21 protein-coding genes are annotated in these 22,939 nt (G+C 65.9%); 6 read left to right on the forward strand and 15 right to left on the reverse strand.

What is annotated here, in order from left to right:
• Nucleotides 1-22: 22 nt before the first annotated feature.
• From G473_RS0105905 to G473_RS0105920, 4 genes are all read right to left on the reverse strand, one after another.
• A complete protein-coding gene (locus G473_RS0105905; protein WP_029012349.1) occupies nucleotides 23-1,435 on the reverse strand; it encodes a DegQ family serine endoprotease in 1,413 nt (470 codons plus the stop codon).
• Between the two features lie 23 nt (nucleotides 1,436-1,458).
• Nucleotides 1,459-1,701, reverse strand: coding sequence for a hypothetical protein (locus G473_RS0105910; RefSeq protein WP_154667271.1), 243 nt, complete (start codon nucleotides 1,699-1,701; stop codon nucleotides 1,459-1,461).
• A 102-nt stretch (nucleotides 1,702-1,803) separates the two neighbouring features.
• Nucleotides 1,804-3,501: a sensor histidine kinase gene (locus G473_RS29030; RefSeq protein WP_051329921.1), complete on the reverse strand. Its 1,698-nt coding sequence runs from the start codon at nucleotides 3,499-3,501 to the stop codon at nucleotides 1,804-1,806.
• Nucleotides 3,502-3,591: 90 nt separating this feature from the next.
• On the reverse strand, nucleotides 3,592-4,227 hold the full coding sequence (locus tag G473_RS0105920; RefSeq protein ID WP_245579997.1) for an alpha/beta hydrolase: 636 nt from the start codon (nucleotides 4,225-4,227) through the stop codon (nucleotides 3,592-3,594).
• Nucleotides 4,228-4,355: 128 nt separating this feature from the next.
• Here G473_RS0105920 and G473_RS0105925 point away from each other — a divergent pair, with 128 nt between their 5' ends.
• Complete coding sequence (locus tag G473_RS0105925) at nucleotides 4,356-5,570, forward strand: glycosyltransferase family 4 protein (protein ID WP_029012352.1); 1,215 nt, start codon at nucleotides 4,356-4,358, stop codon at nucleotides 5,568-5,570.
• Nucleotides 5,571-5,585: 15 nt separating this feature from the next.
• Here the strand turns inward: G473_RS0105925 and G473_RS0105930 are convergent, their stop codons facing one another.
• The 5 genes from G473_RS0105930 to argH form a co-directional block, all read right to left on the reverse strand.
• Nucleotides 5,586-5,993, reverse strand: a complete 408-nt coding sequence (locus tag G473_RS0105930; RefSeq protein ID WP_029012353.1) for a VOC family protein — start codon at nucleotides 5,991-5,993, stop codon at nucleotides 5,586-5,588.
• Nucleotides 5,994-6,030: 37 nt separating this feature from the next.
• The gene (locus tag G473_RS25295) at nucleotides 6,031-8,706 is read right to left on the reverse strand and encodes a TIGR02302 family protein (protein WP_084437654.1); all 2,676 of its coding nucleotides are present in this window, start codon (nucleotides 8,704-8,706) and stop codon (nucleotides 6,031-6,033) included.
• Between the two features lie 54 nt (nucleotides 8,707-8,760).
• Nucleotides 8,761-10,050 carry a diaminopimelate decarboxylase gene (lysA, locus tag G473_RS0105940; RefSeq protein ID WP_029012354.1) on the reverse strand — a complete coding sequence of 430 codons (1,290 nt, stop codon included), beginning with the start codon at nucleotides 10,048-10,050 and terminating at the stop codon, nucleotides 8,761-8,763.
• Nucleotides 10,047-10,229, reverse strand: a complete 183-nt coding sequence (locus G473_RS25300; RefSeq protein ID WP_035705441.1) for a hypothetical protein — start codon at nucleotides 10,227-10,229, stop codon at nucleotides 10,047-10,049. The genes lysA and G473_RS25300 overlap by 4 nt, the downstream gene beginning before the upstream one ends.
• A gap of 189 nt (nucleotides 10,230-10,418) precedes the next feature.
• On the reverse strand, nucleotides 10,419-11,837 hold the full coding sequence (gene argH, locus G473_RS0105950) for an argininosuccinate lyase (protein WP_029012355.1): 1,419 nt from the start codon (nucleotides 11,835-11,837) through the stop codon (nucleotides 10,419-10,421).
• Nucleotides 11,838-11,942: 105 nt separating this feature from the next.
• Between argH and G473_RS25305 the strand changes: the two genes are divergently transcribed.
• Entirely contained in the window at nucleotides 11,943-12,527 is a 585-nt protein-coding gene (locus G473_RS25305; protein ID WP_051329922.1) for a TlpA family protein disulfide reductase, read from the forward strand.
• Between the two features lie 169 nt (nucleotides 12,528-12,696).
• Here G473_RS25305 and purB read toward each other — a convergent pair whose 3' ends face one another.
• Both purB and G473_RS0105965 read right to left on the reverse strand, forming a co-directional pair.
• Nucleotides 12,697-13,992 (reverse strand): adenylosuccinate lyase, encoded by a 1,296-nt coding sequence (gene purB / locus G473_RS0105960; RefSeq protein WP_029012356.1) that lies wholly within the window; start codon nucleotides 13,990-13,992, stop codon nucleotides 12,697-12,699.
• Nucleotides 13,993-14,106: 114 nt separating this feature from the next.
• A complete protein-coding gene (locus G473_RS0105965) occupies nucleotides 14,107-14,544 on the reverse strand; it encodes a VOC family protein (RefSeq protein WP_035705443.1) in 438 nt (145 codons plus the stop codon).
• A gap of 173 nt (nucleotides 14,545-14,717) precedes the next feature.
• On the opposite strand from G473_RS0105965, the gene G473_RS0105970 reads away from it, so the two are divergent.
• The 4 genes from G473_RS0105970 to G473_RS0105985 all read left to right on the forward strand — a co-directional run bounded on the left by G473_RS0105970 (nucleotide 14,718) and on the right by G473_RS0105985 (nucleotide 18,337).
• Entirely contained in the window at nucleotides 14,718-16,115 is a 1,398-nt protein-coding gene (locus G473_RS0105970) for an NAD(P)H-dependent flavin oxidoreductase (RefSeq protein WP_029012358.1), read from the forward strand.
• A 484-nt stretch (nucleotides 16,116-16,599) separates the two neighbouring features.
• A complete protein-coding gene (locus G473_RS0105975; protein ID WP_245579998.1) occupies nucleotides 16,600-17,193 on the forward strand; it encodes an RNA polymerase sigma factor in 594 nt (197 codons plus the stop codon).
• Nucleotides 17,194-17,219: 26 nt separating this feature from the next.
• Nucleotides 17,220-17,723 carry a hypothetical protein gene (locus tag G473_RS25310; RefSeq protein WP_035705446.1) on the forward strand — a complete coding sequence of 168 codons (504 nt, stop codon included), beginning with the start codon at nucleotides 17,220-17,222 and terminating at the stop codon, nucleotides 17,721-17,723.
• Nucleotides 17,720-18,337, forward strand: a complete 618-nt coding sequence (locus G473_RS0105985; protein ID WP_029012360.1) for a periplasmic heavy metal sensor — start codon at nucleotides 17,720-17,722, stop codon at nucleotides 18,335-18,337. Before G473_RS25310 ends, G473_RS0105985 begins: the two co-directional genes overlap by 4 nt.
• Before the next feature lie 57 nt (nucleotides 18,338-18,394).
• On the opposite strand, the gene G473_RS29035 is transcribed toward G473_RS0105985, so the two are convergent.
• The 4 genes from G473_RS29035 to ccmA all read right to left on the reverse strand — a co-directional run bounded on the left by G473_RS29035 (nucleotide 18,395) and on the right by ccmA (nucleotide 22,178).
• Nucleotides 18,395-19,090, reverse strand: a complete 696-nt coding sequence (locus G473_RS29035; protein ID WP_051329924.1) for a bactofilin family protein — start codon at nucleotides 19,088-19,090, stop codon at nucleotides 18,395-18,397.
• Nucleotides 19,074-20,510, reverse strand: a complete 1,437-nt coding sequence (locus G473_RS29040) for a peptidoglycan DD-metalloendopeptidase family protein (protein ID WP_051329925.1) — start codon at nucleotides 20,508-20,510, stop codon at nucleotides 19,074-19,076. The genes G473_RS29035 and G473_RS29040 overlap by 17 nt, the downstream gene beginning before the upstream one ends.
• A gap of 253 nt (nucleotides 20,511-20,763) precedes the next feature.
• Complete coding sequence (gene ccmB / locus G473_RS0106000) at nucleotides 20,764-21,429, reverse strand: heme exporter protein CcmB (RefSeq protein WP_029012361.1); 666 nt, start codon at nucleotides 21,427-21,429, stop codon at nucleotides 20,764-20,766.
• Complete coding sequence (ccmA, locus tag G473_RS0106005; RefSeq protein WP_342665647.1) at nucleotides 21,426-22,178, reverse strand: heme ABC exporter ATP-binding protein CcmA; 753 nt, start codon at nucleotides 22,176-22,178, stop codon at nucleotides 21,426-21,428. The genes ccmB and ccmA overlap by 4 nt, the downstream gene beginning before the upstream one ends.
• Between the last annotated feature and the right edge of the window lie 761 nt (nucleotides 22,179-22,939).

Genomic DNA, 22,939 nt, shown 5'->3' on the forward strand with positions numbered 1-22,939 from the left:
TGTCCGCTTTCCGGCTGCGGCCTCAGCCGCCGACCGTTGTGGTCAGCGTCTGATCACCCCGGCGAACGCTGATGGTCCAGCGGCGGGCCTGATCCTTCACGGCAGCGGCAAGCTCCCGCACGCTGGCAATGGCCCGGTCATTGACCCGCAGCACCAGATCGCCGGGACGCAGGCCCAGCGCAGCCGCCGCGGAGCCGCGCGTCACTTCCAGCACGACAACCCCTTCCGCCGCACCGTCAAAGCGGATTTCCTCCGCCAGGGCCGGCGACAGGTTGGCAACCTTGGCCCCGACCAGCGGATGGCGACCGGACAGAACAGTCTCCTCCCGGGGCGGGTCTTCCGGCGCGCCGATCAGCTTCAGCCGCAATTCCTGTTCCCGCCCCTGGCGCAGCACCTTCAGGCTGGTTGAGCCGCCGACGGCCAGGGTTGCCACGCGGAAGCGCATCGAGTCGGGATCGTCCACGGCACGGCCATTCACGGCGACAACCACATCGCCCACGCGCAGGCCTGCCTGTTCCGCCGGCCCGCCTTTGCGCACCTGATTGATCAGCACGCCGGCGGGCCGGGGCAGGCCCAGGCTGGCAGCGATATCCGCCGTCACCGCCTGTCCACCAGCCCCGATCCAGGGCCGCACCAGCTTGCCGCCCGTGCGCACCGCATCCACCACCGTGCGCACCATATTGGCCGGGATGGCGAAGCCGATACCAATCGACCCGCCGGAGCGGCTGAAGATGGCCGTGTTGATCCCGACCAGCTTGCCATCCATGGAAATCAGGGCGCCGCCGGAATTACCCGGATTGATGGCCGCATCGGTCTGGATGAAAAAATTATAGTCGGAAATGCCGACCGCCGTGCGCGCCACTGCGGAGACAATGCCACTGGTCACTGTCTGGCCGACGCCGAACGGATTGCCGATGGCCAGGACCAGATCGCCGACCTCCAGATCGTCACTGTCATGCATGGCCAGGACGGGCAGTTTCTCCGTGCCAGGATCAATGCGCAGCACGGCCAGATCGACCTGTTCGTCAGCCGTGACCAGCTTGGCCGGGAATTCCCGCCGGTCGGCCAGCACCACGGTGATCTCGTCGCTGCCCTGGATGACATGGGCATTGGTGACGATCAGGCCATCGGCCTCCAGAATCACGCCCGACCCCAGGGAGCTTTCCACCCGCTCACGCGGGATGCCGCGAAACGCCTCCCCGAAGAAGCGCTGGAATAGGGGGTCCTGCAACAAGGGCGACACCTGGGTCTGCACCCGCCGCTTGGTATAGATATTGACGACCGCCGGCCCGGCCTGGCGCACCAGGGGCGCGAAGGACAGGGTGATGGCGCCCCGGTCAGCCGGCACCGCCCGCTCCTGGGCCGGGGCGGCAACGGGCAGGGACAACAAAGCAGCCGCCAGCAGGGCCGGCAGGGTGAAACGGTTTTTCTTCATTGCCAAAAGTCCATGACAGGGGATCAGCAGCGGGCGAGGCAGCTTTCCAGCTCGATCCGGCAGGTGGCGCCCATGCCATAGGTGCTGTTGCCGCCCTGGGCCGATTGCTGGTCCATGCAGACATTATTATCGCGATTGCACTGGGCCATGCAGGCCCGGCGCGGGTCCATGCCGCCACTGGCTTCGCGCTGCGCGGGGGCCGCCATGCAGCCGGCCAGCATCAGCAGGGCCATAAAGCCAGCGGTTCGCGAAAGGGACTTCGTCATGACGGTCGGTTCCAGGCAGGGGATGAAAAACATCCCGCATCCTATGCCCTTGGTCGCCAAGCGCAACGGGCTTCGCATACCCGATCCCGCAGAAGGGCCGGATCAGCGCCGCGTCAGCAGCATCGGCCCCGCCACCGGCAGGCGCAATGTGACAATGGTGCCCTGGCCCGGCGTGCTGTCGATCAGCAATTTGCCCCCATGCAGTTCCACCAGCCCCCGGGCCACGGGCAGGCCCAGGCCGGTCCCTTCCCGGTTGCGGCTCAGATGGCTATGGACCTGACGGAAAGGCTCCAGCGCCGTCGCGATCTCCGTCGCATTCATGCCGCGGCCCGTATCTGAAACCTGGATTTCCAGCCAGCCACCATCGATCGCACGGGCAGAAACATGCACCTGCCCACCTGCCGGGGTGTGTGCCACGGCATTGTTCATCAGGTTCAGCAGCACCTGTTTCAACTTCAGCGGATCGGCCTTCAAGGCCGGGGACGGGCGGGACACATCCCCGGCAAGGGCAACCCGGCCCTTGCCGGCCCGCCCCTGCAGCATGCGGACACAATCATTCACCAGGGCAGCCAGATCGACCGGCTCCACCATCAGATCCATCCGCCCGGCCTCAATCTTGGACAGGTCCAGGATATCGTTGATCAAGGCCAGCAGATGCAGGCCGCTGCTTCGGATATCCCCAGCATATTCCATATATTTGGGACTGCCGAGCGGGCCGTGGATCTGCACCTCCATCACCTCGGCAAAGCCGATAATCGCGTTCAGCGGTGTGCGCAACTCATGGCTGGCCACGGCCAGGAACTGCGATTTCACTGCAGAGGCATGTTCAGCCTCGATCCGGGCGGCCCGGGCCGCTGCCTCGCTGGATTGCAGCCGCAGAACATAGACATTCACCAGCAGGCCCAGGGACAGAACCAGGACCGTGCCGGCAGCCCCCTGCAACAGCATCTGGTTGCGCATCTGGCGATGGCTGCGCAGCACCGTTTCCATATCCTGGCCGATGGCCACGATCAGGTTGGCACCTTCCAGCTTCTCATAGCTGGAGATGCGGCGCACCCCATCCACGCCGCTATAGCCGACCACGACGCCGCGGGGCTCTTTCCGGGCGGCATCGACCACACCCAGATTGCGGAAGGTCTGGCCGACAACGCTGGGGTTTTCGCCGCTGCGGGCATAGATGGTGCCATCGGTATCGACCAACGTGGCCACCCCGCCGACATCCAGATCCATCACCCCGAACAGGCCGGCAAAATATTCAGACAGCACGTCCCCGACCACCACGGCCTTCAGGCGCCCCTGCCCATCCTGCACCCGCACCCAGAAAGGGATGGAGGACATCAACGGCGTGCGGCCGATGATCGGCTTGCCAAACCCATAGGGGGGCGCCCCCGGCGCCGTGGCACGGCGGTAATAATCACTGTCGGCGAAATCTTCCCCCAGCGCGCCGGGCCGGGTGGAATAGATCACCCGGCCATCGGCATCCAGGATGCCAAGGAATTTCGACACCCGGTCCAGGCCCGGCACCCGCCGGCGCATCAGGTCCAGATCAACCGGATATCCAGCCTCCACCCGGTCGGACACTTCCAGCAGTAATTGCTGCACCTGGCTCAGGGTGCGGCTGACATGCTGGGCGAAGGCACGGGTCAGATTGCCGGTATCACGACCGGCATCCGCCTGGGCATCCCGGTAAGAGGTCTGGATCTGCCAGCCGATCAGCAGCCACAGGCCAAGCAGCACCATGGCCGATAAGATGTTGATCCCGCTACGGCCAAGCAGCAGCAGGGGATTTCGCAAAGGCATGGGACAGGTGCCGGGTTGTGGAAGGCAGGCATCCCACATCTATCATGCCCGCACGCCAGCGTCACCGCGCTCTATGGCGTATGACAGGCCTCAGACCAAACTCTCCGCCAGTTGGAGCATCAAGGCGATATCCTGCGGGCGGGACAGGCGATGGTCGCCATCCTTCACCAGGGTGATACGCACATCATCCGCCGAAAGCGCCTCAGCCAGATCCAGGCTGGTCCGCCAGGGGATGTCGGCATCGCGCTGACCATGCAGCAGCCGCACGGGACAATGCAGCGGGATCGGCCCTGGCAGTAGCAGATGGTCACGCGCCTCCTCCAGCAGGTGCCGGGTGATCGGGTAGCCTTCCGGGTCATAGGCCGACGGCGCGATGAAACGGCCCTCGCGGGCCAAGGCGTCGATCTCCCGCGGGCTCAGCCGGGGGCGGATCATCCGTTCGGTGAAATCCGGCGCGGGCGCAATCCCCAGCAGCCCCGCCACCCGATCGGGCCGGGCCAGCGCCGCCAGCAGCGCGATCCAGCCCCCCATGGAGGAGCCGACCAGCACCTGCGGCCCTTCCGTCAACTGATCCAGCACAGCCAGCGCATCATCGCGCCAGCGGCCGATCGACCCGTCCGCCCACTCCCCGCCCGACGCGCCATGTCCTTGATAATCAAAGCGGATAAAGGCCCGCCCCTGGTCCCGCGCCCAGCGCTCCAGGCTGGTGGCCTTGATGCCGGTCATATCGGACCGGAACCCGCCCAGGAAGACCAGCCCCGGGCCGCCCCCTGCACTGCGCCGATAAGCTATGGCCGTACCATCCCGTTTAAGGCTATGTATCGGCGATTCGTTATCCATTGCTTTCCTGTCCCATGCCGAACCATGACAGCGCCGGCAGCCTAGCCAGCCCCGACCAACCGGTAAACCCGGAACCGGAAGCCTTTTTCGGCAATGGCAAGCCCGTCATCCTGCAAGTGATCCCCACGCTGGTCACCGGCGGGGCGGAACGTGGCTGCATTGATATGGCCGCGGCCATCCAGCGCGCCGGCGGCACCGCCATAGTCGTGTCCGCCGGCGGCCCCATGGCGCGGGAACTGGAACGGTATGGCGCACGGCACATCACCCTGCCCGTCCAGTCCAAAAACCCGATTACCATCCGCCGCAACGCCAACCGGCTGGTCGAGATCATCCGGGAATATCGGGTGAACCTTATCCATGCCCGGTCCCGCGCCCCGGCCTGGAGCGCGATGTGGGCGGCGCGGCGCACGGGCATCCCCTTCGTCACCACCTTCCACGCGCCCTATAATTTCAAGTCGCGGCTGAAGCGCTGGTACAATTCAGTCATGGCCCAGGGCGACCGGATCATCTGCGTTTCCGGCTTCGTCTATGACCATGTCGCCAGCACCTATGGGGTCGGGCCCGACCGGCTGCGCCTGATCCACCGCGGGGTGGATGTGGAAAACATGGCCCCGGACAAGGTGACCCAGGCCCGCATGGCGCAACTGATCCAGCAATGGCGTTTGCCGGAGGATCAACGCATCGTGCTGCTGCCGGGCCGCCTGACCCGCTGGAAGGGCCAGACGGTGGTGATTGATGCCATCGCCCGGCTGGGCCGCAAGGATGTGCGCGCCGTGCTGGTGGGCGGCGACCAGGGCCGAACCGATTACCGGGCCGAGCTGGAAAACCAGATAAGGCTGTCCGGGCTGGAAGGTCAGGTCAGCATCGTCGGCCACTGCAACGACATGGCCGCCGCCTATATGCTGTCCGATGTTGTGGTCAGCGCGTCGATTGAACCGGAAGCCTTCGGGCGCATCATCGCGGAGGCCCAGGCCATGGGCCGCCCCGTCATCGTGTCCAATCTGGGTGCGGTGAAGGAGACAGTGATCGACGGCACCACCGGTCTGGTCGTCCCCCCCAATGATCCCGACGCGCTGGCCAAGGCCATCCAGGTGGTGCTGGACCTGGACCCGCTGCAGCGTCAGGCGGTGGGCATGGACGGGATGCAGCATGTCCGCGCCAATTTCACCAAGGCCGGCATGTGCCACGCCACCTTGTCGGTTTATGTGGAATTGCTGGCGAAGGGATAAATCAGGGCTGGAGCGTCAGCGGCGCTTCAGTTCCAGCAAATCCCACTTGTTGCCATACAGGTCGGCAAACACGGCGACACTGCCATAGGCTTCATGCCGGGGCGCTTCCAGGAAGCGCACACCGGCTGTCTGCATGGCGGCATGGTCGCGGGCAAAATCATCTGTATGCAGAAACAGGAAGACACGGCCCCCGGCCTGCTGGCCGATGGCGGCCTCCTGTTCCGGCCCCACCGCACGGGCCAGCAGCAGGCAGGTCTGCCCCCTTGCCGGATCGCTACCGGGCGGTGCCATAAGCACCCAGCGTTTGCCCCCGCCCAGATCGGTATCTTCCAGCAGGATGAAACCCAGCTTGTCGCGATACCAGCCGATAGCCTCGTCATAATCGCGGACCAGCAGGGACAATGCGCCCAGATGCGCGGCCATGGCGGGAACTCCGTAAGAGAAAAAAGAAAATGGGCGGTCAGGGCCGGTGGAACCGGTCCAGCAGCCGGTCGATATAATCGCGTTCCAGCTTGGGTCGGCCCGGTTCCCCGGCGCGGCGGCGCAATTCTTCCAGGATTTCGCGGGCACGCTGCATCTCGCCTTCAGCAGGGATTTTCACTTCCTCCCCATTCAGGCTGCCATTGCCCGGCAGGGGGCGGCCCAGCGGGTCACGACCGGGCTGGCGACCCGCCTGACTGCGCTGGCCACCAGCCTGCCCCTGCTGACGGGCCATCTGCTGCTGCATGTTCTGCAGGCTCTGCTGCAACTGTTCCAAAGCCTCCCCCTGCGCCGCCAGCGCCTGACGGGAAGAACCCTGTTCCAGCGCCTGCTGCGCGTCACGCATGGCGCGTTCGGCATTGCCCAGGGGGCGGGGGATATCGCCGCCCAACTCCCCCAACTGGCGCATCAGGTCGCCCAACTGGCGGCGCAGCGCATCCTGCCGCTCCGCCGTGGCCGCCATGCCGTTGGGGTCATCCCCCTGGCCCTGACCGGGCTGGGATTGCTGGCCGGGCTGCGGCTGCCCCTGCTGGCCCTGGCCCTGCTGCTGGCCATCGGGCCGGCGGTTCTGCCGGTTGGGCAGGCCGAAGCCGGGCATCTGGTTATTCTCCAGCAACTCCTCCAGCGACGGGTTATCGCGGTGGGACTGCTGGAATGTCTCATCCATCAATTGCTGCTGCTGGCGCTGCACGTCCTGAAGCTGCTGACCCAACTGGCGCATTGCTTCCTGGCGGGCGGCATCCTCCGCCGTCTGCGGCGGCGGGGGAGCGCCATTCTGCAGGTTTTCCATCATCTGCTGAAGCTGGGACAGCATCTGGCGCGCGGCGTCCCGGCCACCGGCCTGGGCCATTTCCCGCATCTGCTGCACCATCCGCTCCACATCCTCCCGGCTCATCACCTGGGTGTTGGGATCGGCGGGGCCTTCCGGCGGCGCGCCCTGCTGCCCCTGCTCCATGGCCTGCCGCTCCAGCGCATCCATGAATTGCTGCATCGCCTGTTCCAGACGCTGCATGGCCTGCTCCACCTCCGCATCGGGGGCGTCGCGGTCCAGCGCGTCCATCAGTTCCTGCTGCGCGGTGCGCAGGTCACGCTCTGCCAAAGACAGGCCGCCATCCTCAATCCGCAGCGCCACATCCCACAGCATCGCCACCGTGCTGGGGATGCTGTCCGGCTCCCGGTTCAGTGCCAGCCGGCCCACGGCACTGCGCAGCGCCAGGAAGGCGGCAGGGTCACCATTATAGCTGCCGGGCCGGGCGGAAATCTCGTTCAGTTCACGGGCGGCCGGCTCACGCGCCGGTTCCCCGATCAGCAGCAGCGCCTTGCGTTGGGCGATGATGGCGCGGGCCACCGGATGGTGAAATTCCCGCTCCGGCAGGGTGAAACCACGCTCCCCGCTTTCCCCCTTCTGGCCGGCCCCATCCTCTGCGATCAGGCGGATCTTGACCGGCAGGCCGGCCCAGGGATGGGGGGTCAGATCATGGAAGCCGGTGCCATTGACCGTCTGGCGCGCGCCCCGCCCCGGCACGGGCAGGTCCAGTTCCACCGGCGTCGTATCAATCGTCTCCGGCACCTCGATCCCCAGTGTCAGGATCGCCTTGGCGGACTTGATGCCGTAATCATCGCCGGCGGTGTAATCAATGCGCAGGGCTTGGCGTTCCGTGGCGCTGGGCGCCGTGCGGAAGGCGATGCCCGGCGGCACGTCCGGCACGATCTGCACCTCCCAGCCGGCCAGTTCCCGCCCGCCCTGGCGAATCGCCACCCGGTCGCCTTCCCGCAAGGCCAGTTCCATCTGCCAGCCGCCGCCATCGACGGGCTGGAACGGCTGCTCCCCGTCATTGGCGATCAGCTTGGGCGTGCCATAGCCGCCATTCAGCCGCGCGGTCAGGGTGCTGCCATGGGGGATGGCAACACGTGCCGGCTCCGCGCCCTCTGCCGGGGCCGGCAGCCTTGTCAGGAAAATCGGTGCCTGACCGGTATAATCCGGCGGCGTCACCCAGGCTTCCACGCTGGAAGGGGCCACCACGCCCCCCATGCCCAGGGACGGGAACAAGGCCGCCCCCAGCCGCCCGCCCAGATCACCCCAGCCGACCGTGACGCCCACCGCCAGCAGCAGCACGGCGATGGAGCGCAGGGCCCAGGGGTCGCGGGCGGCAATGCCGGGCTGCGGCCCGTCCAGGCGCAGATGGCCCAGTTGCCGGCGGGCACGGGCCTGCGCCTCCCGCCACAAGGCATGGGCCAGCGGGTCGCCAGCACCGCCGGCAATACCATCCTGAAGCTGGGACAAGGGCCGGTGGGCCAGACGGCTATCGGTTTCCAGCCGGCGGCGCGCGGCTTCCACCGTGGCCGGACGGAAAGTACGCAGGCCCCGCCAAGCCGTGTAACCAACGCCGCCGAGAAAGCCCAGCAGCAGCGGCACATGCAGCCAGGGCGACAGCAGGGCGAACAGCCCGATCCAGGCCAGTGCCAGGAACAGCAGCACCAGCGCCGCCGGCTGCCACAGCGCCCGCCACAGCCCCTCAAAATCCAGCACCAGCCGCGCCAGCCGCAGCTTCACCGCCTCCCCCGTTACCCCCCAGCGGGGCCGGCGAAGGGGCGCGCGGCGGCGACCCCCGGCGGGGGGCTGTTCACGCGGCGGGGCGGCGGGGCGTTGATCCATGGGGCTCCGGTTATGCTTTCCCGAAATAAAGACCTTAACAGCCTAGTGCATCGGTCACCCGGCAGGCGAGAACCATTGCGGCATGGCCTCCAATGCCAGGCTTTCCTCAAAGCTGGGACGGCGGCGCACCACCGCATAATCCCCGCCGGAGACCAGCACTTCGGCCACCAGTGGACGGGAATTATATGTCGAAGACATGGCAGCGCCATAGGCCCCGGCAGTTAAAAATGCCAGTAAGTCGCCCGGTGCCACCGGCGGCATCGGCCGCTGGCGGGCGAACGTGTCACCCGTCTCGCAGATCGGGCCGACAATATCCACCTCATTCAGGGCGGCATCAGCGGCGGGCTGGGCCACCGGCACCACCGTATGCCATGCCTCATACATGGCCGGGCGGATCAGGTCGTTCATGGCACCGTCCACCACCAGGAAGCGGCGATGCAGCCCTTCCTTGACATGGATGGTGCGGACCAGCAGCAGCCCGGCAGCGGCCACCAGGGACCGGCCCGGTTCCAGCGTCACCCGGCAGCCCAGATCGCCCACCGTATCGGCGATGGCCTGGGCATAGGCCGGGTAATCCGGCGTGGCATCTTCGGGCTTGTAGGGCACGCCCAGGCCGCCACCCAGATCAATGCGGGACAGCGGCACGCCCTGGGCCTGCAGCTCCCGCACCAGCCCGGCCAGCTTGCCGAACGCCTTGCGGAACGGCGTGGTCTTCAGCAATTGGGAGCCGATATGCACGGCAATGCCCACCGGCTTCAGCCCCGGCAGGGCCATGGCCTTGGCATAGGCAGCCGACGCATGGCCGTAGTCGATGCCGAACTTGTCTTCCTTGCGGCCCGTGGCGATCTTGCCATGGGTTTCGGCATCCACATCCGGGTTGATGCGGATGGCGATGGGGGCATCAATCCCCAGTTCCACCGCCACGGAGGACAGCATGTCCAACTCGGGCAGGCTTTCCACATTGATCTGGTGGATGCCGGCCTTCAGCGCGTCGGCCAACTCATCCCGCGTCTTGCCGACGCCGGAAAAGACGATCTTGTCCGCCGGGATGCCGGCGGCCAGCGCGCGGCGCATCTCCCCCACCGACACCACATCACCGCCGGCCCCCAACTGGGCCAGGGTGCGCACGACGGCGAGGTTGGAATTGGCTTTCAGCGCGTAGCAGATATCCACATCCTGCCCGGCAAAGGCATCGGCATAGGCGCGCCACGCCGCTTTCAACCCTTCGGTCGTATAGACATAGGTGGGCGTGCCGATCTCCGCCGCGATGCGGGAAAGGGCCACGCCCTCCGCATGCAGGACACCGTCGACATAATGGAAGCCGGGGGTAGGAAAGCAGGTCATTGCGGTTGGGTCTCGGTCGGCTTGGACGGGTTGGTCGGGCTTTGGGCCGGCTTGGGGTCGGTGGCCGGATCAGGGTAGGTGCGCGGCGGCGGGCTGCCGGCCGGGGCTTTCGGGAAGGTGGGTTTCATGCCGCAACCGGCCAGCGCCAGCAGGGCGACGAGGATAAGGGTGGTGCGCATGGGCGGGTGTCCTGGTTGGGGGGGTGTCTTTTGGCTAAAACAGAACCCATCTTTGCCTCCCCCGCGAAAGCGGGGGTCCAGGGTCACAGGAACAACGCTTCAGTGCCCTTGGCCCCTGGACCCCCGCTTTCGCGGGGGAGGCAGAGAGAGATGAAGGCGGAGGGGCGGAGACGAAACCCGCCCACCCCCTCACAAAAACCGCGCCCGCGCCATCGCCACGGCGGCCTTCACCCGTTCCGGCGCGGTGCCGCCAAAGCTGGTGCGGCTATTGACCGAGGCTTCCAGGGTCAGCACGGCGTAAACGCCCTCATTGATGTCCGGATGCACCGCCTGCATCTTGTCCAAGGGCAGATCGGCCAGACCGCAGCCGGCCTCCTCCGCCAGCTTCACGATGCGGCCAGTGACATGGTGGGCATCACGGAAGGGAATGCCGAGGCTGCGCACCAGCCAGTCGGCCAGATCGGTCGCGGTGGGGAAGCCCGCCTCCACCGCGCGGCGCATGGAGGCAGGGTCCGCCACCATGTCGCGGATCATGCCGGTGGTGGCGGCCAGACACAAAGCCAGGGTCTCATCGGCCATGAAGACCGGTTCCTTGTCTTCCTGCATGTCCTTGGAATAGGCCAGCGGCAGGCCCTTCATCACGATCAGCAACCCGTTCAGCGCACCGATGACACGGCCCACCTTGGCGCGCACCAGTTCCGCCGCATCCGGGTTGCGCTTCTGCGGCATGATGGAGCTGCCGGTGGTGAACGCATCGGACAGGCGGATGAAGCGGAACTGCGTCGTACACCAGATGACAATCTCTTCCGCCAAGCGCGACAGATGCGTGCCGGCGATGGACGCGATGGACAGATATTCCAGCGCGAAATCACGGTCGGACACGGCATCCAGCGAATTGGCGGTCGGGCCGGTGAAGCCCAGCAGCCCCGCCGTCATCTCCCGGTCAATCGGATAGGGGGTGCCGGCGAGCGCCGCACTGCCGAGCGGGCATTCATTCAGGCGGGCGCGGGCATCGCGGGCACGGGACCGGTCACGGCCCAGCATTTCCACATAGGCCAGCAGATGGTGGCCGAAGGTCACCGGCTGGGCCGTCTGCAAATGGGTGAAGCCGGGCATGATCGTGTCGACATACTGTTCGGCCCGATCGATCAGCGCTTCCTGCAGCGCCTTCAGGTCGCCATCCAGCCGGTCCAGCGCGTCGCGCACCCACAGCTTGAAATCGGTCGCCACCTGATCATTGCGCGAACGCGCCGTATGCAGCCGGCCCGCCGGTTCGCCAATGATCTCCTTCAGGCGGGATTCCACATTCATGTGGATATCCTCATGCTCCACCGTGAAGGTGAAGGTGCCGGCTTCGATCTCGCCCGCCACCTGATCCAGCCCGGCCAGGATGGCATCGCGGTCGGCCCCGCTGATGATGCCGCGCGCGGCCAGCATGGTGGCATGGGCCTTGGACCCGGCAATATCCTGCGCCCACAGCTTCTGGTCAAAGCCGATGGAGGCGTTGATCTGCTGCATGATGGCGGCGGGGCCGCTGGCGAAACGCCCGCCCCACAGCGCGTTGGCATCGGCGGCAGACGGGGCGGTGGTTGCTTTGGGCTCGGTCATCTTCAGCTTGCGTCGGTTTGTCAGGGTTGACGGCGGTCGCCTGGGGTACGAACTGTTTGTCGGCTATGGCAACCCGGTAACGGGTATAAGACAACAGAGGGCAGAATGGCTATTTTCGGGCGTATCGCAACAATCGTGGCCGTGGGTACAGCAATTCTTTTTGCGGGTGGCTGCGGCGAGAAGACAGAAAATGGCGCGGCGACCGGCCCGATGCCGGCTTTCCAGGGCGAAAGCCGGCCCTTCGTGCCCGACCCGTCACGCCCCGCCCTGCCCGACCTGGCGGTGAAGGATCGCGATGGCCAGCCGGTGGCGCTGGCCGATCTGAAGGGCAAGGTGCTGCTGATCAATCTCTGGGCCACCTGGTGCGCGCCTTGCGTGCGGGAGATGCCGGCCCTGGACCGGCTGCAGGCCGATCTGGGCGGCGACAAATTCCAGGTCGTGGCCATTTCCGTGGATCGCGGCGGGCTGAACGAGGTGCAGCCCTTCTTTGAAAAGGCCGGCGTACAGCATCTGCCGATCTATCTGGACCAGAAAATGGCCTCCATGAAGGCCTTCCCGCTGAAGGAAGGCCTGCCCTTGTCGATCCTGGTGGATGCGCAGGGGCGTGAAGTTGGCCGGCTTGCCGGTGCCGCCCATTGGGATGGGGAAGAGGCCAAGGCCCTGATCCGCCATGTGATGGCAGAAAAGTGAGAGCATAAAAAACCCCCACCGGATTGCGCCGGCGGGGGTTTTTGTCGTTAGGGCTTATCCGGTTTAGGTTCGATAAACCTGCACCGTCACCCCGGCCTACGCCGGGGTGACGGTCGTGAGAACCATCCGATCCGACTTAAACCTGGCAACCTCTATCACTCAGCCCCGATCACTCGCCAAAGACGCGGCGGAAAATCGTGTCGGCATGCTTGGTGTGATAGCCCAGATCGAACACATCATCGATCTGCGCTTCGCCCAGATGCTGCACCACATCGGCGTCGGATTTCAGCATGGTGCGGAAATCCTTGCCTTCCAGCCAGACCGGCATGGCGTTGCGCTGCACGGCGCGATAGGCGTCCTCGCGGCTCATCCCCGCCTGGGTCAAAGCCAGCAGCACGCGCTGGGAATTGTGCAGGCCGCCCAGCATATCCAGGTTCTTCTGGAGATTCTCCGGGTACACCACCAGCTTTTCCACCAGACCGGTGGCGCGGGCGAGCGCGAAATCCAGCGTCACGGTGGCGTCGGGGCCGATCATACGTTCGACGGAGGAGTGGGAGATATCCCGCTCATGCCACAGGGTCACATTCTCCAAAGCCGGGGTGACATAGCCGCGCACAATGCGGCTCAGGCCGGACAGGTTTTCCGACAGAACCGGGTTGCGCTTATGCGGCATGGCGCTGGAGCCCTTCTGGCCGGGGGAGAAATATTCCTCCGCCTCGCGCACTTCGGACCGCTGCAAATGGCGGACTTCGGTGGCCAGATTGTCCAGCGACGCGGCGATAACGCCCAGCGTGGCGAAGAACATGGCGTGGCGATCGCGCGGGATCACCTGGGTGGAATGCGGTTCCACCGCCAGCCCCAGCTTTTCCGCCACATATTCTTCCACGAACGGGTCGATATTGGCAAAGGTGCCGACGGCGCCGGAAATGGCGCAGGTGGCGATTTCGGCGCGGGCGGCTTCCAGGCGCTTGCGGTTACGGGCAAAGGCCGCGTAATGGCCGGCCAGCTTCACGCCAAAGGTCGTCGGCTCGGCATGGATGCCGTGGCTGCGGCCGATGGTGGGCGTGTATTTATGTTCCAGCGACCGGCGCTTCAGCGCGTCCAGCAGCTTGTCCAGATCGGCCAGCAGCAGGTCCGCGGCCTGGGTCAACTGCACGGCCAGACAGGTATCCAGCACGTCAGAGCTGGTCATGCCCTGATGGACGAAGCGCGCTTCCGGCCCGACATGTTCGGCCAGATTAGTCAAAAACGCGATGACGTCGTGCTTGGTCTCCCGCTCGATCTCGTCGATCCGGTCGATCTCCCAGGCCCCGCGCTCCCACACGGCCTTGGCGGCCTCGGCGGGGATCACCCCCAGCTTGGCCTGCGCATCGCAGGCATGGGCCTCGATCTCGAACCAGATGCGGAACCGGTTTTCCGGTTCCCAGATACGGGTCATTTCGGGGCGGGAATAGCGGGGGATCATGGTCGTCGGCCCTGCGCAAAGGATGTGGCGGGAAAGGCGGGGCGGACCATAAGGGCAAGTCCCCGCCCTGACCAGTGCGGGACCGGACGGGGTGCCATGCCCTGCTTTCCCGGATCAGGCCGGAGCCTGCCAGGGATCATAAGTGCCGAAATGCCAGAGATGGCCTTCCGGGTCCTTGATGGTGAAGCAGCGAGAGCCGTAATCGGTCTCAATCACCCCGCCCTCCAGCGCCGCTACGCCCGCCGCCATGACCTTTGCGTAAAGATCGTCAATCCGGCTGATCAGGAAACAGCACATCGCGGCGCCGGTCCCATCCGGATGGGGGGCACGGAAGCCATACTGATCTTCCCGGTCGGAGGAGAGCATCACCAGGCCGGCCCCCAGCGTCAGTTGGGCATGGGCGATGCCGCCTTGGCCATCCGGCACCACAAGCTGCTGTTCAAAGCCGACAACCCGGCACAGCCAGTCAATCGCGGCGACCGCATCGCTATAACGCAGACAGGGGCAGACCTTGCCTTCCCCGGCACCAGTCCCCGGTTGGATTTCCGTCATTGGCTTTCCCCCAGATGTTCGCACGCCGAAATATGCACCTTCCGTTACGTCATCATATTGTGACCAAGCGGGCCACCCCCTCTTTCGCTCCGATATCTTTTCCTATATGCACGCTCATGGATTAAGCGGCGGCCGGCGGGCCGGTGCGCGCATAGGTGGGTTTGGAGGATAAGGTGAAGGCGCTTCAGCCTCTGGTGATGTCCGGCAAGGAAGTTCTGCCCGTGATCGAGGGTGGCAAGGGCATCGCCGTTTCCAATGGTCAAAGCTCGGGCGCCTGGGCGGCGGCCGGTGGGATCGGCACCTTTTCCGGCGTGAACGCCGATAGCTATGATGCGGATGGCAATGTCCTTCCCCAGGTCTATCGCGGCAAGACCCGCCGGGAACGGCATGAGGAGCTGGTGGCCTATGGCATCAGCGGCGGCATCACCCAGGCCCGCATCGCGCATGAAATGTCCAACGGCCAGGGCCGTCTGCATGTCAATGTGCTGTGGGAAATGGGTGCGGCAGAACGTATCCTGGAAGGCATCCTGGAAGGGGCCCCCGGCCTGGTGCATGGCGTGACCTGTGGTGCTGGCATGCCTTATCGGGTGGCGGAGATCGCCGCCAAGCACAATATCCATTACTACCCGATCGTCAGTTCTGCCCGCGCCTTCCGCGCTTTGTGGCTGCGCGCCTATCACAAGTTCCCCAACCTGCTGGGCGGCGTGGTCTATGAGGACCCGTGGCGGGCCGGCGGCCACAATGGCCTGTCCAACAGCGAAGACCCGCAGGTGCCGGAAGATCCCTATCCGCGCGTCGCGGCCCTGCGCCAGATGATGAACAGCTTCGGCCTGCAGAATGTCCCGGTCGTCATGGCCGGCGGCGTCTGGTGGCTGTCGGAATGGGAACACTGGCTGGACAATCCGGAAATCGGCCCGGTTGCCTTCCAGTTCGGCACCCGCCCGCTGCTGACCAAGGAAAGCCCGATCTCCGACGCCTGGAAGCAGCGCCTGCTGACACTGAAAGAAGGCGATGTCTATCTGAACAAGTTCTCCCCCACCGGCTTCTATTCGTCCGCCGTGCGCAACCCCTTCCTGGAGGATCTGCGCCTGCGGTCGGAACGGCAGGTGGCGTTCGCCACCGAGCCGGTGGGCGAACTGACGGAAGAATTCGCCATCGGTCCGCGCGGCCGCCCGGTCTATCTGACCAAGGCCGACAAGGACCATGCCCAGGGCTGGCTGTCGCAGGGCTTCACCACCGCGCTGAAGACCCCGGACACGACCCTGATCTTCGTGACGCCGGAAGATAGCCGCACCATCCTGAAGGATCAGGTGGATTGCATGGGCTGCCTGTCGGCCTGCGCCTTCTCCAACTGGTCGCAGAATGAGGAAGGCACCACCGGCCGCCGCGCCGACCCGCGCTCCTTCTGCATTCAGAAGACCTTGCAGAACATCTCCCATTCCGAGGATGTGGAGAACCAGTTGATGTTCGCGGGCCACAATGCCTATCGCTTCGCCAACGACCCCTGGTACCAGGGCGGCTTCGTGCCCACGGTCAAGCAGTTGGTAGAACGGATCGCCAGCGGGCAGTAACAACCCGGCACATCATTCCGTACCCGAAAAGAAAGGCCCCGCCGGTCCAACCGGTGGGGCCTTTTTAGTTACGAGAAGGAAAACACCCTTTCAGGGAAAGGGGGTGATGCAGGGTGGAGACGGGGACCGCACCGCCGACAGCCGGATGGAAGGGGCGATCCCATCCAGACCATCATGGCGGCGGCACGGTCCCGGCCGGCACCCGTGGTGACCGCCACAAGGGGAGGGGGGCGGGTCACCGTCAGATCCCGTCCGGCCTGGGCCGGCATATCGGGGTCTGATATGGCTTATACGCAACAGGCAAAAGAAACCTTCGCCCTTTGCCGACTTTTTTTCGGCCCATCGACACGATAGCATTCCGCGACAGCCGGGACCGGGATGGTCCGTGCAAGGGGACATCCGGCCTTCCCAACCGTCGGCAACAGACCGACAGGGACACCGGATGGTGACAGAACGGACCGAAGGCAGGGGAATGGAACTAGCCGTGGCAAGCCGTATGGACGAGGTGGAATCCTTGGCCGACGACGATACCCTGCTGGCGCGTGTCGCCCGTGGGGACCGTGGCGCCTTTGCCATCCTGGCAAACCGGCACAGCGCGCGTGCGCTGTCCGTGGCCCAGCGCATATTGGGCAGTGCCGGAGAGGCGGATGAGGTGGTGCAGGAGGCCTGGGTGCGGGTCTGGACCCGCGCCGGGCAATGGGATGCGGGCGGCAGCGCGCGCTTTTCCACCTGGCTGCACCGGGTTGTGGTCAATCTGTGCATCGACCGGCGGCGGCGACCGGGTTTCGCGCCCATGGAAGAAGCACCGGAAATGGTCGATCCGTCCCCGGAAGCCGGCGTGCTGATCGCGCGGCGGCAGATGGCGGAAACCATGGCGACAGTCATGGCCGAACTGCCGGAACGGCAGAAGGCCGCCGTCGCGCTTTGTTACTATGAGGAAATGAGTGCCGCCGAAGCGGGACGGGTGATGGAATTATCCGTCCCGGCGGTGGAATCCCTGTTGGCACGGGCCCGCCGTACGTTGCGGACCCGGTTGACAGCCCTGGGCATCAAAAGCGTCGGGGATGGTACGGAATGAAAAAAGAAAGTTCGGAGCCGAGTAAGATGATGAAACTGGCCGCCTTCGAGGCGATGCTGGGCACCTACGGCGCTGCCATGCGCCGATGGCCGCCCGACCGGCGGGCAGCGGCGCAAGCCCTGCTCGCCCATTCTCCACAAGCACGGGATATGTTGCGCGAGGCGGCATTGCTGGATGCCGCCCTGGATGCGGCCGACCCGGCACCGGTGATTGATGACGCCCGGCTGGGCGCTGTCATTGCCGGGGCTCTGGCCGCCCTTCCCGCCGGTACGCCCGCGCCGGCCCGGCGTTCCTTCCGCCCTTTTGCGGCGCTGGAGCGACAGCATTGGTCGCGGGGCATGCCGGCGGCATGGGCCCGTGCCAGCGGGCTGGCCGCCTGCACGGCCGCCGGCATCCTGGTCGGGCTGGTGTCCCCCCTGCCCGATCAAACCGGCAGCGAAGGGACAAAAGTCGAGACCGCTGAGGGGGCGGGTACCGATCTGGCAACCGCCTTCGTCTCCCACTCTGCTGTGGAGAGCCTGTTCCAATGAGCAATAGCCGCATTCTGCAGACAGTCCTTCTGGCCTCGGTCGGGCTGAACCTGTTTCTTCTGGGCGTCATGGTGCCCGGCTGGCTGGGTCATCGTGGCGGACCGCCGCCAATGGACCGGAATGGCCCTGGCGGCCCTGTCCATGGCGGCATGCCGGGTCCTGGACCGGGGCCGATGGGATCTGCCTTCATGCTGTTTCATCAGGCGGCTGAGCGACTGCCCCCGGCCGATGCCGCGCTGCTGCGCGATCATCTGGAAAAGGTCCCCGATCAGATGCGTGAGCGCATCGACCAGATGGGCAGCCATATCGAGAAGGTCCGCCAGTTGATGCAGGCCGACCCGTTTGATGCCGACGCGCTGACGGCCGCCCTGACGGAAATGGCCGATTGGCGGGCCGCCGAGGATAAGGAACAGATGGCCGGCCTGTCCGCCATTATGGCCCAAATGTCCCCGGAAGGCCGGCGCATCCTGGCGGAAATCCGCATGCCGCCCCTGCGGAGTGAAGCCCGGCGCGGCGCAATCCCCTTTGATCGGGAACGGGGGCCGATGGCCGGACCGCCGCCAGCCGGGCCGCCACCGGAAAAAGGGCCCGGTCCAGGGCCGGATGCCAACTGACAGCAAAAAACGGGATCGGCCCTGCCGGTCCCGTTTGCATTTACGGCTACTGTTTTCTCACCCTGCCTTGGCAGTGCGGGCCGGCTTTTCCTCTTCCACCGCGGCTTTCGCCTCCTCTTCCGCCTTTGCCTCATCGGCGGTCGCGTCCGGCGCGTCGTTCGCAATATCGGGGGCCGCGTCGGGCACAGATTTTACCGTCACCGCGTCCGAACTGACGGTTTCCGCAGCAGGCACCGACGCTTCCTTGGCCGGTTCCGCAGATCCGGCGGGTTCAGCCTTCTCCGCCTCCGGCACCGGGGGCGCCAGCATGGCGGGCCGGCTGGCGGGCTTTGGCGGGCGCTCGGCCCCGGCCACGCGGCGGCGCACAGCCCCTTCAAAAGCGGCGCCGGGCGCGACTTCCAACACCATCTGCACAATGTCACCCTGCACGGTCGACCCGTTCAGCAGATAGACCTCATCCGCGTCAATCTCCCCTTCCACCCGGCCATGGACCCGGACCGTGCCGGCCTCCACCAGACCATGGACGGCACCGGTCGCGCCGATGATCAGCTTGGCACAGCGCACATCCCCATGGATGGTGCCTTCCACATGCACCTCCCCCGGCGTGGCGAGATCACCGGTGACCACCATGTCCCGGCTGATGATGGAAGGCATGGTGCGGTCCGCAGCCCCCGCCGCCGAAGCGCCGCCGCCGGCATGGCTGCCGCCGGACCGGGAGGCACTGTCCTTACGCTCTTTAACCTTCGCAAACATGACGGCTTTTCTCCATGAAGCGCAGGGGGTCGACGGGCCGGCCCTCCAACAGGACTTCGTAATGCAGGTGCGGACCGGAGCTGCGACCGCTATTGCCCAACAGGCCGATCGTGTTGCCCGGTTCCAGCTTCTCGCCCGGCTTCACCATGGCCTTGGCCAGATGGGCATAGCGGGTGCGGATGCCGAAACCGTGATCCACCTCCACCATCCGACCATACCCCTCATCATAGGTGACATCCACCACCGTTCCAGCCGCGGGAAGGGTAATGGGTGATCCTTCCCGCGCCACCAGATCCAGCCCGGTATGGCTGGCCCAGCCATTGGTGAACGGATCGCGCCGGCTGCCGAAGCCGCTGGATACATAGAAATTATCCACCGGCGGGGTCAGCGGCAGGTAATTGTTCAAGGCACGCAGCCGGGCCTGACGCTCCAGCAGCGACTCCAGTTGCGTCAGCGCCGCCACGGCTTCCGGCGGCAGGCCCCCCTGGGGCAGTTCCGGCAGATCGACCAGCGGCCCGCCCACGCTCCGGCGGGCATCCGCCACCTGACGCAGGGCCTTGTCCAGATCAATGCCGGTGCTTTTCAACTCATCCTCAATGGCGCCGATGCGCAGGCCCGCATGCTGGGACAGGCGGCTGAGCAGCGCCACCTGACCAGCGGCAACATCCGTCATGCGCTGTTCGGCGGCGGCCATGCGCGCGGCATAATCATCCCGTTCACGCTGGGCCGCATCGGCCAGCGCGGCCTTCCGCGCGGCCTCAGCCTGCGCCTCGGCCAGGGCCTGACCCAGCCCATCGGTGGCCAGCATCAGCCTGGGCAGGGAGGCGGGGTCGGTGTCACTATCCAGTTCGGTCGCGACCATCGCCAGGGCAGCGGCGGCAGCCTGGGCGCGGCGGGCGGCGAACTCCTGGCTCATTTCCGTCACGGACACCAGGGACTGTTCGGCGGCACGCAGATGGCTGCCCCCTTCATCCATACCGATCTTCAGCGGCAGCAATTCCGTCCGCGCGGCGGCCAGAATTTGGCGCAAGGGCTTGGCGCCGGGCTTCTCCGCCTCCGCCAGCACGGCCAGGGCGGCATCCAGGCGGGCCTGGGTTTCCTCCTCCTCCGCCAGGGCGGTGGCCAGCGTGCTGCGCGCCTGCTCCAACTCTGCGGCGACGCGGGAAAGCTGCTCCCGGCTTTCGTCCAGTTGCTGGGCCAGCGGCTGGGTCCCCTGTTCAACAGCAGCGATGGACTGGCTTTTATCCGACAGGTTGACTGCGGTCACAGCCCAGCCGACACAGGCCAGAACCATACCGCACAGGGCAAGGCCGACATAAAGTTTGGGGCGCAAACGCTCACCCGGACCGATCGTGACGGCACGGACACAATCATCATCAACAATGATGACCCGTTCGCTTCGCGTGAAGAAACCGCGCAACTTTCCCCCTCCCCATCAGCACCGATACCACGCCGCCGGATATCGCATGTCCAGGACGCCCGGACGTGCGACAAACGAGGGGGCGGCGGGATCCGCTTATACTGTCCAGCCCTTCGGCCTTGCCGACGGAGTAACCCGTCAGAAAATCGACCTTAAATGGAAGAAGGGGGGTGGGGCAAGGCGCGATTCGCCCTTTGTCTACCACTAATGGCCAGGATCGACCGTATGGGCCGCCACCTTCGGTAGGTGTGCTTCAATCAAGGGCCGCCCGCAGGGCTGCGGCCGTCCCCAGCGGTGCCAGCGTCGCCGCCCCCGCCAGAAGCCCGCCCAGTAACAGCAGATGCGGCCGGGCACTATGTCCCATCAGGGCCGAATCGATGGCAGCGGCGGCAAAAATCAGGGCCGGCACATACAAAGGCATGACTAGCAGCGGCAATAATACCCCACCCCGCCGCGCCCCCAGGGTCAGCGCCGACCCCACCCCACCGATCAGGGACAGGAGGGGGGTGGTGAGGGCGAGCGTGAGCAGCAGGATGGGAAAACCATCCGCCGGCAGATTGAGGAACAGGGCCAGCAACGGCGCGGCCAGGATCAGCGGCAGGCCGGTGACCAGCCAATGGGCCACCAGCTTGGCGGCGGCCACCGCCTCCAGCCCCAGGGGGGACAGGGACAGCAGTTCCAGGCTGCCATCCTCGTAATCGGCCTGGAACAGCCGGTCCAGCGACAGAAGCGAGGCCAGAAGCGCCGCGACCAGGATTACGCCCGGCGCGATACGCGCCAGCACATTGGGTTCCGGCCCGATGCCGAAGGGGAACATCACAACGCACAGCACGAAGAACAGCACGGCCATGGCGGCATCCGCCCCCTGGCGCAGGGCCAGCCGCAATTCCCGGCGCAGCAGTCGCAGCCAGCGGGTCATGGTGTCACATCCCCGGCGCCGGGGGCGCCTTCATCCTCGTCCAGCCCGTCGGTTTCATCCTCATCCGCCACCACGCTGAAGCGGGACACGTCCAGCGTCTGCGCCCCCGGCAGATCCAGCGCGCTGTGGGTGGACAGCACGACCATGCCGCCCTCCGCCCGGTGGCGGGCGATCAGCAGCGCCAGACGGGCCACCGAGTCGCGATCCAGCGCCGTCGCCGGTTCATCCAGCAGCCAGAGGGGCGCCGCCACCGCCGGCACAAGCGCCAGACGCGCCAGATTGACCCGTTTTTTCTGTCCGGCGGAAAGATACCGGCCGGGCAGATCGGCGACATGGGACAGGTCCACCGCCGCCAGGGCCCCGCGCGCGCGCGGTTCCGGATCGGGCAATCCGTCCAACCCGGCCCAGACGGACAGGTTCTCCACCGCCGTCAGCGCCGGTTTGACCGCATCCTGATGGCCGACATAGCGCAGCCGGATGCGGTGGGCATCAGGATCATCGGCAAGCGGGACGCCGTCCCAGGACAGCAGGCCGGAAAAGGGGCGCGAGAGACCGGCAAGCAGGCGCAGCAGGCTGGATTTACCGCTGCCATTATGGCCGACCAGCACCAGCGCCCCGCCGGGCGGCAGATGGAAATGCAAACCGGCAAACACCAGACGCGGCCCGCGCAGACAGACAAGATCGCGCGCAGCAAGGCCGGCGCTGGCCGGGGCAGGTGCTGCGGATATGCCGGAACCGTCGGGAAACAAGATGGAAGCCCACTCCGAAAGGCAGAAAATCGTCAGGCCTGCCGCCACCAGGGACTGGCAGGGCCGGCACGATGCCAGAAATCACCCGGCAGAGGGGCAAAAAACAGGAGGGGCGTAAAGGCGCATAGCACCAAAGAAAACGGCCACCGCGGGGGGCAAAGTGCGGTGGCCGTAAAATTGTACCGATCCGGGGCGCGGACCGGCTGACAGAGGACGATCAGAGGATCGGGCTCCACAAGGACCATCAGTGCCGGGGCAAGGGTGTCTCAATCCGCACCCGGCGATCCAAACCCGATTCTGTCACGCCCGTGATTGATAATTTGGGCCTGGAAAGTGGCAAAAATTTGATTTGATCCGGGCGCGTGGCAGATGCGCAAAGTTTCATCAAACGGATACAAAAAATCTCTTTCACGGATGGGGCTTCGGCCCTATATAGCGCTCATTCGCAGCGCACGTGCCTATGGCCCCCACACCTGTCCCCCCGGCATTTTCCGCCCCGGACAGAGCCGTCGACCCGGTGGGGTTATGCAACGACGTAACGCGTATCCTCGTCCGTCCCTTAAGCAAGGCGGCGAATTGGAGGCTACGATGGTACTTGTTGTTGTTGGTGGGCCCGCCGTGCCTGCCCTTCTCCGACTTTTCTCGCAGCTCCCCGCCTATGGGAGCGATGCTGCTGGACGCATGTCCAGTATCTGACCCGCTTGGGCCGGCTGCTGCGTCGGCACGCCTGAGCGGAACCGGGCCCTGAGGGGGCCCGGCAT

The organism is Niveispirillum irakense DSM 11586, assembly GCF_000429645.1.
GTDB classification, from domain to species: domain Bacteria; phylum Pseudomonadota; class Alphaproteobacteria; order Azospirillales; family Azospirillaceae; genus Niveispirillum; species Niveispirillum irakense.